Source organism: uncultured Mucilaginibacter sp. (assembly GCF_937859865.1).
Taxonomy (GTDB): Bacteria; Bacteroidota; Bacteroidia; order Sphingobacteriales; family Sphingobacteriaceae; genus Mucilaginibacter_A.
Genome location: NZ_CALMAT010000165.1, coordinates 1 through 13,850 on the forward strand (window position 1 = coordinate 1; position 13,850 = coordinate 13,850).

Annotated in this window: 9 protein-coding genes, 1 tRNA gene and 1 pseudogene (1 of these 11 running past the window's edge); 4 read left to right on the plus strand and 7 right to left on the minus strand. The window is 40.6% G+C overall.

The window, feature by feature from the left end:
- Together Q0192_RS17535 and Q0192_RS17540 are read right to left on the minus strand one after the other, a co-directional pair.
- On the minus strand, positions 1-234 hold a 234-nt coding region (locus tag Q0192_RS17535; protein ID WP_299291579.1), incomplete at its 3' end, for a hypothetical protein.
- Between the two features lie 79 nt (positions 235-313).
- Positions 314-1,525, minus strand: coding sequence for an ROK family protein (locus tag Q0192_RS17540; RefSeq protein ID WP_299291581.1), 1,212 nt, complete (start codon positions 1,523-1,525; stop codon positions 314-316).
- Positions 1,526-1,958: 433 nt separating this feature from the next.
- Between Q0192_RS17540 and Q0192_RS17545 the strand changes: the two genes are divergently transcribed.
- Positions 1,959-5,108 (plus strand): SusC/RagA family TonB-linked outer membrane protein, encoded by a 3,150-nt coding sequence (locus Q0192_RS17545; RefSeq protein ID WP_299291583.1) that lies wholly within the window; start codon positions 1,959-1,961, stop codon positions 5,106-5,108.
- A 24-nt stretch (positions 5,109-5,132) separates the two neighbouring features.
- Positions 5,133-6,746, plus strand: a complete 1,614-nt coding sequence (locus Q0192_RS17550; RefSeq protein WP_299291585.1) for a RagB/SusD family nutrient uptake outer membrane protein — start codon at positions 5,133-5,135, stop codon at positions 6,744-6,746.
- A gap of 174 nt (positions 6,747-6,920) precedes the next feature.
- Here Q0192_RS17550 and Q0192_RS17555 read toward each other — a convergent pair whose 3' ends face one another.
- Together Q0192_RS17555 and Q0192_RS17560 are read right to left on the minus strand one after the other, a co-directional pair.
- Positions 6,921-7,655, minus strand: a complete 735-nt coding sequence (locus Q0192_RS17555; RefSeq protein WP_299291587.1) for a copper homeostasis protein CutC — start codon at positions 7,653-7,655, stop codon at positions 6,921-6,923.
- 9 nt (positions 7,656-7,664) lie between these two features.
- Positions 7,665-8,705: a N(4)-(beta-N-acetylglucosaminyl)-L-asparaginase gene (locus tag Q0192_RS17560; RefSeq protein ID WP_299291589.1), complete on the minus strand. Its 1,041-nt coding sequence runs from the start codon at positions 8,703-8,705 to the stop codon at positions 7,665-7,667.
- Between the two features lie 410 nt (positions 8,706-9,115).
- Here Q0192_RS17560 and Q0192_RS17565 point away from each other — a divergent pair, with 410 nt between their 5' ends.
- Positions 9,116-11,794, plus strand: coding sequence for a hypothetical protein (locus Q0192_RS17565; RefSeq protein ID WP_299291591.1), 2,679 nt, complete (start codon positions 9,116-9,118; stop codon positions 11,792-11,794).
- Between the two features lie 299 nt (positions 11,795-12,093).
- Positions 12,094-12,165, plus strand: a tRNA-Arg gene (locus tag Q0192_RS17570).
- A gap of 90 nt (positions 12,166-12,255) precedes the next feature.
- Here Q0192_RS17570 and Q0192_RS17575 read toward each other — a convergent pair.
- The 3 genes and pseudogenes from Q0192_RS17575 to dinB all read right to left on the minus strand — a co-directional run.
- Positions 12,256-13,137, minus strand: a complete 882-nt coding sequence (locus tag Q0192_RS17575) for an aldo/keto reductase (RefSeq protein ID WP_299291593.1) — start codon at positions 13,135-13,137, stop codon at positions 12,256-12,258.
- Positions 13,138-13,206: 69 nt separating this feature from the next.
- A complete protein-coding gene (locus Q0192_RS17580; protein ID WP_299291595.1) occupies positions 13,207-13,398 on the minus strand; it encodes a hypothetical protein in 192 nt (63 codons plus the stop codon).
- A 208-nt stretch (positions 13,399-13,606) separates the two neighbouring features.
- Positions 13,607-13,850 (minus strand): annotated as a pseudogene (dinB, locus tag Q0192_RS17585) (DNA polymerase IV) (it continues 926 nt past the right edge of the window).

Genomic DNA, 13,850 nt, shown 5'->3' on the forward strand with positions numbered 1-13,850 from the left:
CGCCATCCATTTTTCAAGGTTGAATTTATTTTGAGATAAAACAGTTCCGCTTTCTTTCGCTTCGGCAATCGGTGCACATCTCCAACCGGAATTTAATTCGTAAACAGTTTGTGCCTGCGCTGCCGACACTAAAAAAACAGTGATAAAAACAGCATGGGTAATTGCCCGGCTGCAAGCTGCAACGATTGCTGTTTTTGAAAAACTAAGTTTTGTTGGTTTGGTTGAAGTTTGCAATATAATCCAGTTTAAAATGATGGTAAATTTTTATGGAAGCACAATGCTTCTTTTAGCACTCTTTTTTTGGTGATGAAAATTAGTTTGCATAAGCGCTTTCTTCTATGGCTGCCAATTTATCTTCCAGTTTTTTGCCAAAGTTTTCGACCACCAGCGCCGCGCCGCCAATCAATTGCGCTTTGGTGTTTAAGTTGGAGATGATAAATTCGGTATAATTGGTCAGCATCGGGATGCAATGCTCGTTGATGGCCTGCTGGATTGGTGCCAGCCACAGTTTTCCTACCACGCTTCCTTTTCCGCTTAAAACAATAGCGGCCGGGTTCATCAAATGGATGAGGATAGCCAAACCTTCGCCAACATGATACGCCGCTTCCGAGATCAGTTTCACAGAAAACACATCACCTTTAATTGCCTCAGTAATAATTACATCGGCGTCAACTTCTTTGTAATTGGCCAGGCTGGTAATTTGCCCTTGCCGGATGCCTTCTTTTGCAGTTGCTGTTACGGCAATTAAAGAAGCTTCTGTTTCCAGGCAGCCGTGCTTGCCGCAATTACAAAGCTTGCCGTTTTTAAAAAGCGGGATATGGCTGAACTCCCCAGCCAAACCGTTGTTTCCCCTGAAAATTTTATCGTTCAAAATCATCCCCAAACCAATTCCCCAGCCCAGGTTAAGCACCATCACGTTTTTAATGTGTGCCGCTACGCCAAACTTTTGCTCGGCCAAGGCAATAGCGGTAGAATCATTGTCCAAAAAAACCGGGATGGAGATATTTTGCTGGATGTATTCGACCAAAGTATGGCCGCTAACTTTTAGGAAAGTATAGTTTACACCGGCCTCCGTATCTACAAAACCCGGCATCGTAAGGCCGATACCGAGGATATTGGTTTTGGGGATACCGCAGTTTTCCAAAAAGTTTTTTAGATGGGCTACAAAAGTTTCGGCCTGTAAAAGATGTATGTCAAACTCGTAGCGGACAACATTGCTTACAAAGTTGTTGTTCATATCCACCACCACCATTTGTGCCGAAAACTGGTTCATCGCTACGGAAAGCAAATAATGGGTATCGGCAATCAGCGAATAATTCAAGGGCTTGCGCCCTCCGCTTGAATTGGCAAAGCCTTTTTCGGCCACATAACCTTCTTTAATCAGTTCGTTCAATACTTTAATGGTATGCGGGATGCTTTTGCCTGTGTAGTTACTGATGTCGGCACTGGTTAATACCTCATTGTAATACAAGCATTTAATTAAATTACTGTGGTTAAGTAGATGTTCTATACGATTGGCGGTCATTTTTTAAGGTACAATCTTCTACATATATCCGATAAAAATATGAGAAATAAAAAACTTTTTAAATTTTTTAAAAAGAAGTAGGAAGTTTAAAATATTATTTTTTACTTAGTCGGTACTTTAAATTTTATGCCATCAGGAACAGGGTATTTAAAAATTACTCAAATTTTGCTGGTTTTGAAGTAAGAACGGCAATGCTTCTTTTACCAGGTAAAAATTTAGCAGGACTTGAAATTGAAAACAGAAGAAAAATTTATTGGCTCATTTTTACCTTTTATATAACTATTTAACCACACCAATTTAATTGCTTATGATGAAAAAAAACTACTTATAATCTTGACAACCAATACCTCAATCTCAAGATAAACCACTCATTCTTTATTAACAGTACCTGCTTTCGGGCAGGCCATAGTTTTTAATTTAATCCTATTATTATATGAAAATCAGTAAATACCTAACCGGTACTGCTGTTAAACAGGGCTTTCCAAAGTTATGTTTAACAGCAACCTTTGCATCTGTGTTAATTTTTAACCTGGATGCTTCGGCCGGCATTTCTACATATCCCGCAGGTTTAAAACCGATAGCGGTTAAATCAGCGTTGTTAAAGCTCCAAGCTGCGGACATTAATGTCTCCGGAAAAGTATTAGACGAAAAAGGCCAGCCATTGATTGGTGTTTCGGTAAAAGTGAAGAACGGAACGGCCGGTGTATCAACAGATGTTAACGGTGCTTTTGTTATTACTGCGCCCGAAAATGCCGTTTTGGTTTTTTCTTATATCGGTTACCAAAACCAGGAAGTGCCGGTTGCAGGAAAAACAGCCCTTACCATCCGCCTTGTACCTGCTACAAACAACCTAAATGAAGTTGTGGTAACAGCTTTAGGCATCAGGAGGGAATCCCGGTCGTTAACGTATGGCGTACAAACAGTTAGCGGCAATGAACTGAGGAACGTACCGGATGCGAGTTTAGTCAATAGTTTATCAGGCAAAGTAGCCGGTGCGCAAATCACCCGTAGTTCTTCCGGTGTTGGCGGTTCAACTAAGGTTGTTTTGCGTGGAAATAAATCTATCAACGGCGACAACAATGCATTGTATGTAATTGATGGTATCCCGATGCCACGCAACAACAGTGCACAGATTGGAGGTGTATTTGGCGGCCAGGACAGAGGCGATGCCATTGAAAACCTTAACCCGGACGACGTTGAAAGCATTACGGTACTTCCTGGGTCATCTTCGGCTGCATTGTATGGTAGCCAGGGTGCTAATGGTGTAATTTTAATTACGACTAAAAAAGGATTAGCAGGAAAAACAACAGTTAACTTTTCATCCAATACAACCTTTGAAAACCCGTTTTTAATACCAAAACTTCAAAATACTTATGGTGAAACAACAGTGGATGAAAATGGAAAGCCTGTTGTAAATTCCCCTTTTAGCTGGGGTAGCAAACTGGCTTCTCCAAGTACATTCGACCCTAAGTCGTTTTACAATACCGGCAGAACTTTGATCAATGCTTTATCTGTACAAACAGGCACAGAAACCAACCAGACTTATTTTTCTTTTGAAAATACCAACTCTAACGGAATCATCCCGAACAATAAACTGGATAAATACAATTTTACGGTACGCAACTCGAGCCAGTTTTTTAAAAATAAATTATCTTTGGATGTTTCTGCCAATTATATCTCACAAGCCGTAAACAACCGTCCATTTCAGGGTTTCTACTATAATCCGATTGTTCCTTTGTATCTTTTTCCAAGAGGCGTTGATTTTAGCCAGTACAAAAACAATTATGAGGTTTATAATCCGGCCAGACTACTAAATACGCAAAACTGGCCATATACCATTAGCGATATTGCCACGCAAAACCCTTATTGGATTGTAAACCGCAACAACAACCAGGACCGTTTAAACCGAATATTGGGAACCATCAGTGCAAAATACACCATTACAGACTGGTTGAACATACAGGGAAGATTAAAAGTTGACCGTACGGACGATGTTTATGAAGCTGAACGCTATGCTTCAACCATTACTACACTTACCGGAGCCAAAGGCGGATATACTTTTAACCCAAGTGGTGTTACACAAACTTACGCTGACGTAATAGCAAGTTTTGATAAAAAATTATCAGATAAATTTACGTTGACTGCCAATTTGGGCGGCAGCTTTCAAAATAACCAAACACAAGGTTCTGTTACAGATGGCAACTTGTTAAACTTTGCCAATGTATTTTCCATATCCAATATTGATTATACACGCGTACATCCATCACAATATGCAGACAGGCGACAGATACAATCTGCATTTGGTACAGCTACTTTAGGTTATGACAATAAAATATTTTTAGACATCACCGGCCGTAACGATTGGGACTCAAGTTTAGCTTTTACAAACAAAGATCATTTCTTTTATCCGGCTGTTGGTTTAAATGCTGTTTTAAGCCAGTTATTTAAACTGCCGGAAGCTATTTCATTTGCAAAAATCAGGGCAAATATTACCAATGTAGGTAACGGTAGTTCGATTAATTATGCTACAAACCCTACCTATGCTATTAATAACGGAACAACAAATGCTATAGGTGCAGCACCGTTTAATACCTTAAAACCTGAAAATACCAGGTCTTATGAAATTGGATTAGACAGCCGTTTTTTGAATGACAATTTAAACCTGACTGTAAACTTGTACAAGTCTTTTAGTACCAATCAAATTTACCAAATTAGTGTAAGCCCGTCCACTGGTTATAGCAGTTATTATTTTAACGGTGGTAATTTAATGAACAAAGGTATTGAAGCTACTTTGGCTTATACTGCAAAGTTTGGGGCTTTTAACTGGAGGCCAAGTGTGAACTTTTCATTGAACAGGAACAAGGTTTTGGATGTACTGGAATATACCGATCCTTATACCCGTGCCAATACTTCATTGGATTATGTAAACCTTTCTTCGGATGTGTTTAACCTTCGTGTACAAAAAGGTGGTTCGTATGGTGATATGTATGCTAATGCTGCAGAAAAAGATGCTAATGGAAATTATATAACAGATGCTAACGGAAACCCTATAAAATCATCAGATTACACTAAAATAGGAAATTACAACCCTAATTTTTTGGCCGGTTTCCAAAACGAGTTCAATTATAAAAACTTTAGGTTGAGTTTTTTGATAGATGGAAGGTTTGGTGGCCAGGTTGTTTCTTTAACCCAGGCAGTGCTTGACCAATATGGCGTTTCTGAAGCATCTGGCAAAGCTCGCGATAATGGCGGTGTTGTTGTGAATGGTAAAAAAGTAGATCCGCAATTATATTATACAACCGTTGGCGGCCGTAATGCCATTGCCTCAGAATATGTTTACAGTGCTACCAATATCCGTTTGCGCGAATTGGTTTTTGGTTACACACTGCCAGGCACATACTTAAACAATAAAATTAAAAATGTTGGCCTTTCGGTAATCGGCAGGAATTTGTGGATGATTAAAGACAATGCCCCTTTTGACCCGGATGTTGCCTTATCTACTGCCAATGGTTTGCAAGGGCTTGATGTGTTTAACCTGCCTACCATCCGCAGTATTGGTTTTAAAATAAGTGCCCGTTTTTAACCGTTAATTTAAAATAAAGATAACATGAAAACAAAAAATACGCCCATAAAATACTGGCCGGTACTATTGGCCATAAGTGCTGTTTTATTTCAAACGTCGTGTACCAAGGATTTTGAAAAGTATAACACCAACAGGTATAATGCCACAGATTCGCTGCTTAAAATTGATGGCGAAGGCTTGGGTACTTTTATGCTGCCCATGCAGCTTTCTATTTTCAGTACGACCAACTATCTGTATCAACTACAGCAGAATTTAAATGCAGATATTTATTCCGGCTACATGATGTCCGGAGATCCATTTAATGGTGGCGTAAACAACACCAATTACGGGCTTGTACCGGGATGGAACACTGCACCGTTTAATATTGGCTTCCAAAATATTATGTCCAACTGGTTACAAGTCAACAAGAGAGCAGCAGCAAGTTCACCGGATTATTTAGCAATTGCCAATATACTTAAGGTTGAAGCCATGCACCGCGTTACCGATGTTTATGGCCCTATGCCTTATACCTCTTTTGGAAAAGGCGGCTTCACCACACCGTATGACAGCCAGGAAGTAATTTACAATACTTTTTTTACCGAACTTGATTTCGCAATAAAAACCTTGACGCAATACATTAAAACCAATCCGGGAGTAAAACCATTTCAGCCTTATGATTTAGTTTACAATGGTGATTATAAGCAATGGCTTAAATTTGCAAACTCATTGAAACTTCGTTTGGCTATCCGCATTGCCATGGTTAACCCAACTTTGGCAAAAACTAAAGCAGAAGAAGCTGTGAACGACCCAAATGGTTTACTTACAACAAACGGTGACAATGCTTTTGTACACCCGGCCAATGGTGTTACTTTTACCAATTCACTTTGGTCAATTACCTATGAATATGGAGACATCAATATGGGCGCACCAATGGAATGTTACCTTAAAGGTTTTAACGACCCAAGGCTTCCTGTTTATTTTAAGCCTAATGGAGCCGGCCAGTACCGCGGTATCCGTAACGGGGTTGCCATTACTTCTACCCAGCAATATGCAGATGCCAGTTTATTAAATTTTGGCACCACCAATGCAAGTACACCAATCCAGTTGATGGCAGCTTCTGAAGTTTCTTTTTTAAAGGCCGAAGGTGCTTTACGCGGATGGAACATGGGCGGCACGCCTTCCGGTTTTTATAATGAAGGGATTGCCCTTTCATTTGACCTTAACGGGGTTAGCGGAAGTTTGGGCAATTATGCCAATGATGCAACCAGCACAGAAGCACCTTATGCAGACCTTGCCAGCGCAACTAACAATGTACCTGCAGGATCGCCTTATTTGAGTAAGATTACGATTAAGTGGGACGACGGGGCAACATACCAGCAAAAACTGGAACGTATCATCACCCAAAAATGGTTAGGCTTATGGCCGGATGGCGAAGAAGCTTGGGCCGAGTTTAGAAGAACCAATTACCCTGTTTTGATGCCGGTTGTGGTTAACAACAGCCAGGGCACAATCAGTACGACTGATTTTATCCGCAGGCTTCCTTTTTCACAGGATGAATACAATAACAACAAAGCCGAGGTTACCAAAGCTGTTACCTTATTAAACGGGCCAGACAATGGCGGCACCCGTTTATGGTGGGATTTAAAAGTGAAAAATTAAAATTAAACAACAAAAGCAAAAAGCTCCCGGAATAAACACCAGGAGCTTTTTGCTTTTATTGCTGTTTTTTCAAAAGGCTGATGATGCGAATAAAATTTGATGCTTCTTTTATCACCTAAAAATCAGTGTAGGAAATTTACCGTCATCCTGTTTTTATGCCAGTAAAAACAGTATCTAATCTATGTTTCCCGCAATTTTAACCAACGCTTTTACCACATCAACATCGGTTTGTTCTATCAAAAATTCTTCCTGATAACTTCCCGTTTTAACATCTGTAAAAACCATTTCACTTTTAAAAATGCCTTTTGCAGAAGTATGAAACTCGGTGGCACCTGTCAGTTCAATCAACTGTTTTAAATTTTCCGGGCGGACGCCAGCGCCAGGCATAACCGAAATCCTACCTTTTGCCTGTTCAACCAATTTTGAAATAAGCGATGCTCCTTTTACGGCACTATTTTCCATGCCCGAAGTTAAAATCCGCTCGAAACCCATTTCAATAATTTCTTCCAACGCTGCGAAAGGATCTTTACAACGGTCAAAAGCACGGTGAAAAGTAGTTCCCAAATTCCCGGCCGCGTGTTTTAGTTCGAGACAACGTTCCACATCAATGTTGCCGTTTTTTTTCAGGATACCAAAAACAACGCCATCGCAACCCAAATTCCGGCATTGTGCAATATCCGTTTTCATGATTTCAAACTCCGCATCGTCGTATAAAAAGTCGCCGCCTCTCGGCCTAATAATTGGGTAAAGTTTTAGGTTGAGGTATTTTCGGGCCAAAGCAATTTGCGCGAAAGATGGGGTCGTCCCGCCTTCCTTTAAATTATCGCACAACTCTACGCGGTAGGCGCCGCCTTGCTGGGCATTTAAAGCTGAACGGAGCGAACCGGCACAAATTTCGATCTTGACCATTTTTGCCGATTAAAAAACGCTTTTCCCTTTGATCAGCAAATCCTGCTTTTCGGCGTTGCAAACCGCAAACGAAAAGCCTTTTTGGATGGCATAAGCGCCGTATTCGCCCTTTTTGTTGATGGCCAAAAACCCAACTTGCAGCGTTTTGGCCAGTTCCGGTTTCTTTTTGATGATCCGGTTTACGGCTTCTTTGCAGGCATCTTCCGGTTTGTAGCCCTGGCGCATCAACTCGACCACCAAAAAACTGCCTACATTTCGGATCACCTCCTCGCCTACACCGGTGGAAGTTGCGCCGCCTACTTCGTTGTCCACAAACAACCCGGCACCAATAATCGGACTATCGCCCACCCGGCCGTGCATTTTCCAAGCCATACCACTTGTAGTGCAAGCACCGGAAATATTGCCTGCTGCATCCAGTGCCAGCATCCCAATAGTATCGTGGTTGTATTGGTTGCCGGGCAATTTCTGCGGAGAATATAATCGGTTCTCCACATTGATTTCCGGTTTATACTTTGCTGTTTTAAGCCACTCTTTCCAAGCCTTTTCCGATTCCGGGTTCAACAGTTGCTTCTTTTTAAAACCGTTTTCCAAAGCAAACTGTGTTGCGCCTTCGCCCACCAACAAAACATGCGGAGTTTTTTCCATCACCATCCGCGCAACCGAAATCGGATGGTCAATGTATTCCATGGCGGCCACGCCGCCGCAGTTGCCTTTTTCGTCCATGATGCAGGCGTCTAACGTAACGTGGCCGTCGCGGTCAGGATAACCGGCCGCGCCAACGCTATGGTTGTTTGGGTCGGCTTCCGGGATTTTAACGCCTGCTTCCACGGCATCCAAAGCGCGGCCACCTGTAGAAAGGGTTTTCCAGGCTTCCTGATTGGCCGGGATACCAAAATCCCAGGTGGAAATAACAATGGGATAATTGGCGGCCAATGCTTCTTTTACCACATTTTTTTTGATAAGCCCGGCACTTAAAAGCACGCCGGAAGCGCCAAGCGTACCAGTTAAAAATTTACGACGGTTGAGCATTACTTTATCTAACTTCAGCATAGCATAAAAAAGAAGTTGGAAGATAGTGTTTTTGTAAACAACTTGTACATTAATATACGCTTGCTTTTGCCAACTAATCGGTATTGAAGCAATTTAGGGTTTGTTGCCGTAAGGCTGCCATGCTTCTTTTAGCATTAAAAAATTGGTCTTTGTGCTTTATCAGCAACGGGCTATGAACTAACTGATTTTTTGCCTATAAAAGAAGCACCATAAGCGTTGATAAAATCCGAAGGAACATTGAAAGTAAAATCTAAAAAACACTTAATTTGCTTGAGCAATTAATGAAAAACAACAATTACAAACCCTTTATAACTTTTGCACTAAAGTGCATAGTTATTGTATTGTTATCAGGGAATGTTGCAAATGTTGTTATGGCGCAAGATACTCCAAAAACAAGCATCAGTAAGATTATGGCGTCTGTAAACAGTTTTACCAATAATCTGTCTATGGAGAAACTTTACCTGCAAACCGACAAGCCTTCCTATAGTGCCGGAGATACTTTATGGTTTAAAGCTTATTTATTTGATGCCTCTTATTTTAATGCCTCAAGCAAAAGTGGAGTATTGTATTTGGAGATTGCGAACGACAGCAACCGGGTGATGAAACGGGTTATGCTGCCAGTTTACAGCGGGCTTACCTTCGACAATATAACCCTTGACGGGAAAGAACTGCCCCAAGGCGGATACCTGTTAAGGGCATATACCAATTGGATGCGCAATTTTGGAGAGGACTATGTGTTTAAAAAGCACTTTTATTTGAGTAATGCTACCGACAACGATTGGTTGATAAATTATAACGCCCATTTGGCAAAAGATGCAGGTAGGGATAAAATCAGGATCGGTTTAAAATTTAACCAGTTTGATGAGGCACCTGTTGGTTTAAGGGAAATGCAGGTGCGGGTAACCGAAGGAAGAAAGACTTGGTTTAAAAATAATGTACAAACAGGTATTGACGGGCTGTTGGATGTAAATTTTGACTTTCCGGAAAAGGCAAATCCAAAAAACCTATCACTCCAAATACGGGATATGCGTAAAGGAGAAGGCAATCGAGAGTTACTGGTCCCGGTAATCCTTAATCGGCCTGAAAATATTGACTTGCAATTTATGCCCGAAGGCGGGAACTTGGTTGCAAACCTGCCAGCCCATATTGCCTTTAAAGCAATAAATGAAGACGGCTTGGGCACAAATGTATCGGGCAATATTTATAACAGTAAAGGGCAGGAAGTTGCTGCCTTCAGCTCAGTACATAAAGGCATCGGTACTTTTAACCTCCTTCCGCAAAGTGGTGAAATTTATTCGGCCAAAATAAAATTGCCAAACGGCTTATACAAAACTTATCCCTTGCCCCAAGTAAAAGCTACAGGTACAGCACTCCAAATTAATAATCCTTTTCAAAAAGATTCGATTAAAATCAACCTTAATGCCACAGCAGATATAGTGGCTGCCGGTAATAATTATTATTTAATAGGTGAGGCAAGAGGAATAGTTTGCTACGGGGCCGCATTCAATTTTAACAACGGCGCCGTAAAAATCAGTGTTGGTAAAAAAACCTTTCCAAGTGGCATTGCCCGTTTTACACTCATCGGTCCCGATAAAAATGCCCTTAATGAACGAATTATATTTATTGACCATAATGACAACCTCAACATACAACTAAGCAGCAATAAAAAATTGTACCGGCAAAAAGATAGTGTTGTGTTAAGCATCAGGGTGTCCGACAAAGATGGCGCGCCTGTACAGGGAAGTTTTTCACTTGCAGTTACGGATGATGGACAAGTTAAAACAGACAGCATTACGGGCGGATCTATCATTACACAAATGCTACTGGCTGCCGATTTGAAAGGGAATATAGAAGATCCCGGTTACTATTTGCATACTGCAACAAATATCAAAAAATGGCAGGACACAGATCAATTACTTTTGGCGCAGGGATGGGTTGGGTATGATTGGAACGAGGTTTTTAAACCGACTAAACCCTTTGCTTATGCTGCCGAACCAGGGTTTATTGTAAAGGGCAAGGTAACCAACATGTTTAACAAGCCAGTTGCCCGTTCAGGGGTTAACTTGTTTTCAAAAAGGCCTGCATTACTTTTGGATACCATCACCAATAATGAGGGTAATTTTACCTTTAAAGGCATTTTTCCGGCAGATACGGCCGTGTTTTTTATCCAGGCAAAAAACAAAAAAGGCAAAAGTTTTAATGTAGGGATTGAAATGGATGAATTTAAGCCGCCTGTGTTTACAGCTACAACCGGGCGCATCCTGCCGTGGTATGTAAACGTTGATACTGGCAGGTTAGTAATTGTCAATAAGCAAGTCCGGTTAAAAAAAGATTTGGAACGAGCTATTGGCGCCATTGTATTGAAAGAGGTTGTGATTAAAGCTAAAAGGATCATCAAAGACTCTAAAAACCTGAATGGCCCGGGCGAAGCAGACCTCATTGTTGATGAGCAGGAATTGGAAAAGGCAGGCAGGACAACTTTGGGCAACTTATTGGAAAAAAGGGTTAAAGGATTTGGTTACAGAACTGATAAATCTGGCCTTCGGTATTATAGTATTAATACAATGCCCGTACACCTTATTATTGATGGCATGGACATTGAATTCTTCCATCCGGAAGGGATTTCGTTATTTGAATACTTTAAGCAATACTTAGATTATTATGATGCGGAAGAGATTAAGGGCATAGAAGTGATGTACAGCGGCCGTTATCAAATGCGGTACGGTAGTAAATACCTCCTTAACCCGATGGACAACCCTTTTGAACATGCATTTATTGAGGTAACTACCCGTGGCGGCAAAGGGCCGTTTGTAAAGAAAAGCGTAGGCACTTACGTATTCAGGCCAATGCCTTTCAGTTTGCCTAAAAAGTTCTATTCCCCTAAATACAACTCCAACAGTACAGCTAATCTGACGGATATACGATCAACTATTTATTGGGGGCCTGATATTATTACCGATAAAGAGGGCAAGGCAATTGTTAAGTTTTATACTACAGACAATCCTGGCAGCTATTCCTTGATTATCGAAGGCAGTGATATGCAAGGAAACCTGGGCGTTAAACGAGCGCAAATCATAGTTAAAAAGTAGTTGCTTACAAAGTGTGTAAAAGTAACCTTAAACCTTGTTTAAGGTTTGCTTAGCAAATTTCTTATGCTTCTTTTATCCAATAAAAATAGTGGCGCTTTATAATTTTTTTAGGAAGGCCACATAAACACAAATTTTTTAGTGCTAAAAGAAGCATTGCCATTTTCGAGGATATAAATTAAGCAAACCATTATTGAAAGCGAAAACACATCTTTTAGTTTTAATGTTAAAGCCTTTTCCAGCTTTTGCAGGAAAATAATATATTTGCAATTGCAATGGTTCTTTTAGTACATTAAAACCCTGCACTCGTAGTTCAATGGATAGAATGTGAGATTCCGGTTCTCATGATATAGGTTCGATTCCTATCGAGTGCACGCCAAAAGCCGTATCAGTTTATGTTGATACGGCTTTTGTTTTTAGTTTTACTTAGAAATAGCAATGCTTCTTTTATCAACCTAAATTTACTATCCTAAAAATTCCATATCTTCTTTGGATAACACTAAATCTGCGGCTTTTAAATTTTCTTCAAAGTGTTTCAAGGATGAGGTACCGGGAATTGGCAAAATCCAAGGCGAGTAATGTAACAACCAGGCCAAATTCACTTGCGCCGCCGTAACGTTGTATTTTTGAGCAATTGTAGCAATTTTTTCATCCTTTTTCGGCATTGAAGTAAAGAGTGAAAAATAAGGGATCAGCGGAATTTCGTTCTTTTCGCATATCGCCAGCACTTCTTCGCCGCCGCGGTTTTCGCCGTAATGCGATGTTGAAGTATTACGCTGACCGTGACCGAACATGTTTTCAACTGTGGCTACGTCGCCCATACTTAAAGCAGTTTCTAATTCTTCTGCACTTACATTACTTACGCCGACATGCAAAATTTTTCCTTCTTTTTGCATTTCGAACATTGCATCCATTGATTCTTTAAACGGAACTTCGCTGCCTTGCATCACCCTAAAATGCACTAAAGTAATTTGTTCCAGCTTTAAAGTTTGCAGGTTTTTGTCAATACTGCTGCGTAAATTTTCGGGTTTGTTGTAGGTGATCCAGCTTTTATCGGGCTTGCGGGTAGTGCCAACTTTGGTGCAGATCACCAAATCCTGCGGGTAAGGATGTAAAGCTTCGGCAATTAAACGGTTGGTAACATCTTCGCCATAATAATCGGCCGTATCAATAAAATTGATGCCACTGCCGATGGCTTGTTTTAATATTTGTAATGCTTCGGGCCGGTTTGGCGGTTCGCCGTAAACGCCTTCGCCGGTAAGGCGCATCGTTCCGTAACCGAAACGTTTAACTTTTATAGGATTTTTACTTTTTGCGGCAATGGTAATCGAATTTGGATTTTGCATGATAACTGTTTTTCAGCATCAACACCAAATCCGCTGTTTATGTTCTGCGGATTTACATATGTCAAATTCTTACCGCAAAAACTTATTGCCCGTTCTTAAACTCAACGCTTCATCTTTGTTTAAAAAATAAACAATGCCGACAGATTTAAGGTCGTCGTTGGTAACAAACTCAACCGAAGCACCCCAAAAAGTAAAACCAAGGATGTTGGTGCTGATAACATTAGCTACATTTAAAACAGTGCAGTATTGATCCGGATTCATATTTTTTGTTTTTGTGGATGTGCAAAAAATCAACTCATATTTTCCTTGTACGCACTAATTTTAAACAGGTTAAGGCTAATGCTTCTTTTATCAACATTTTTTTGAACTGAGATTTAAGCTGATTTCGACACCAAAAAAACAGGCATAAAAGAAGCATATGCTTGCCTTTTGTTCTTATTAAAAAAGAACAATTTTAGTTGGAAGTAACCTACAACTTATCCAAAGTAATGGCGCGGATAACAGAGCCTTCGCCAAAACGGTTGCGAATTTGGTCCATCGCATCGTACAACTTGCGGTTTTCGGTTGCGCCGGAAAACATATCCAACTGGTATTCGCCCTGGATCAAATGGCTCAACTTTACGCCAATCAGCCGCACTTGTAAATTAGGTTTGTACGTTTTGTGGAAGATTTCTTTGGCAGCCGCTAAAATTACATGGTCTGCCGCCGTGTAT

Bases quoted from the DNA above. Each gene is read 5' to 3' on its own strand.
- Q0192_RS17540 (WP_299291581.1), bottom strand. From the start codon at position 1,525: ATGACCGCCAATCGTATAGAACATCTACTTAACCACAGTAATTTAATT.
- Q0192_RS17545 (WP_299291583.1), top strand. From the start codon at position 1,959: ATGAAAATCAGTAAATACCTAACCGGTACTGCTGTTAAACAGGGCTTT.
- Q0192_RS17550 (WP_299291585.1), top strand. From the start codon at position 5,133: ATGAAAACAAAAAATACGCCCATAAAATACTGGCCGGTACTATTGGCC.
- Q0192_RS17555 (WP_299291587.1), bottom strand. From the start codon at position 7,655: ATGGTCAAGATCGAAATTTGTGCCGGTTCGCTCCGTTCAGCTTTAAAT.
- Q0192_RS17560 (WP_299291589.1), bottom strand. From the start codon at position 8,705: ATGCTGAAGTTAGATAAAGTAATGCTCAACCGTCGTAAATTTTTAACT.
- Q0192_RS17565 (WP_299291591.1), top strand. From the start codon at position 9,116: ATGGCGTCTGTAAACAGTTTTACCAATAATCTGTCTATGGAGAAACTT.
- Q0192_RS17575 (WP_299291593.1), bottom strand. From the start codon at position 13,137: ATGCAAAATCCAAATTCGATTACCATTGCCGCAAAAAGTAAAAATCCT.
- Q0192_RS17580 (WP_299291595.1), bottom strand. From the start codon at position 13,398: ATGAATCCGGATCAATACTGCACTGTTTTAAATGTAGCTAATGTTATC.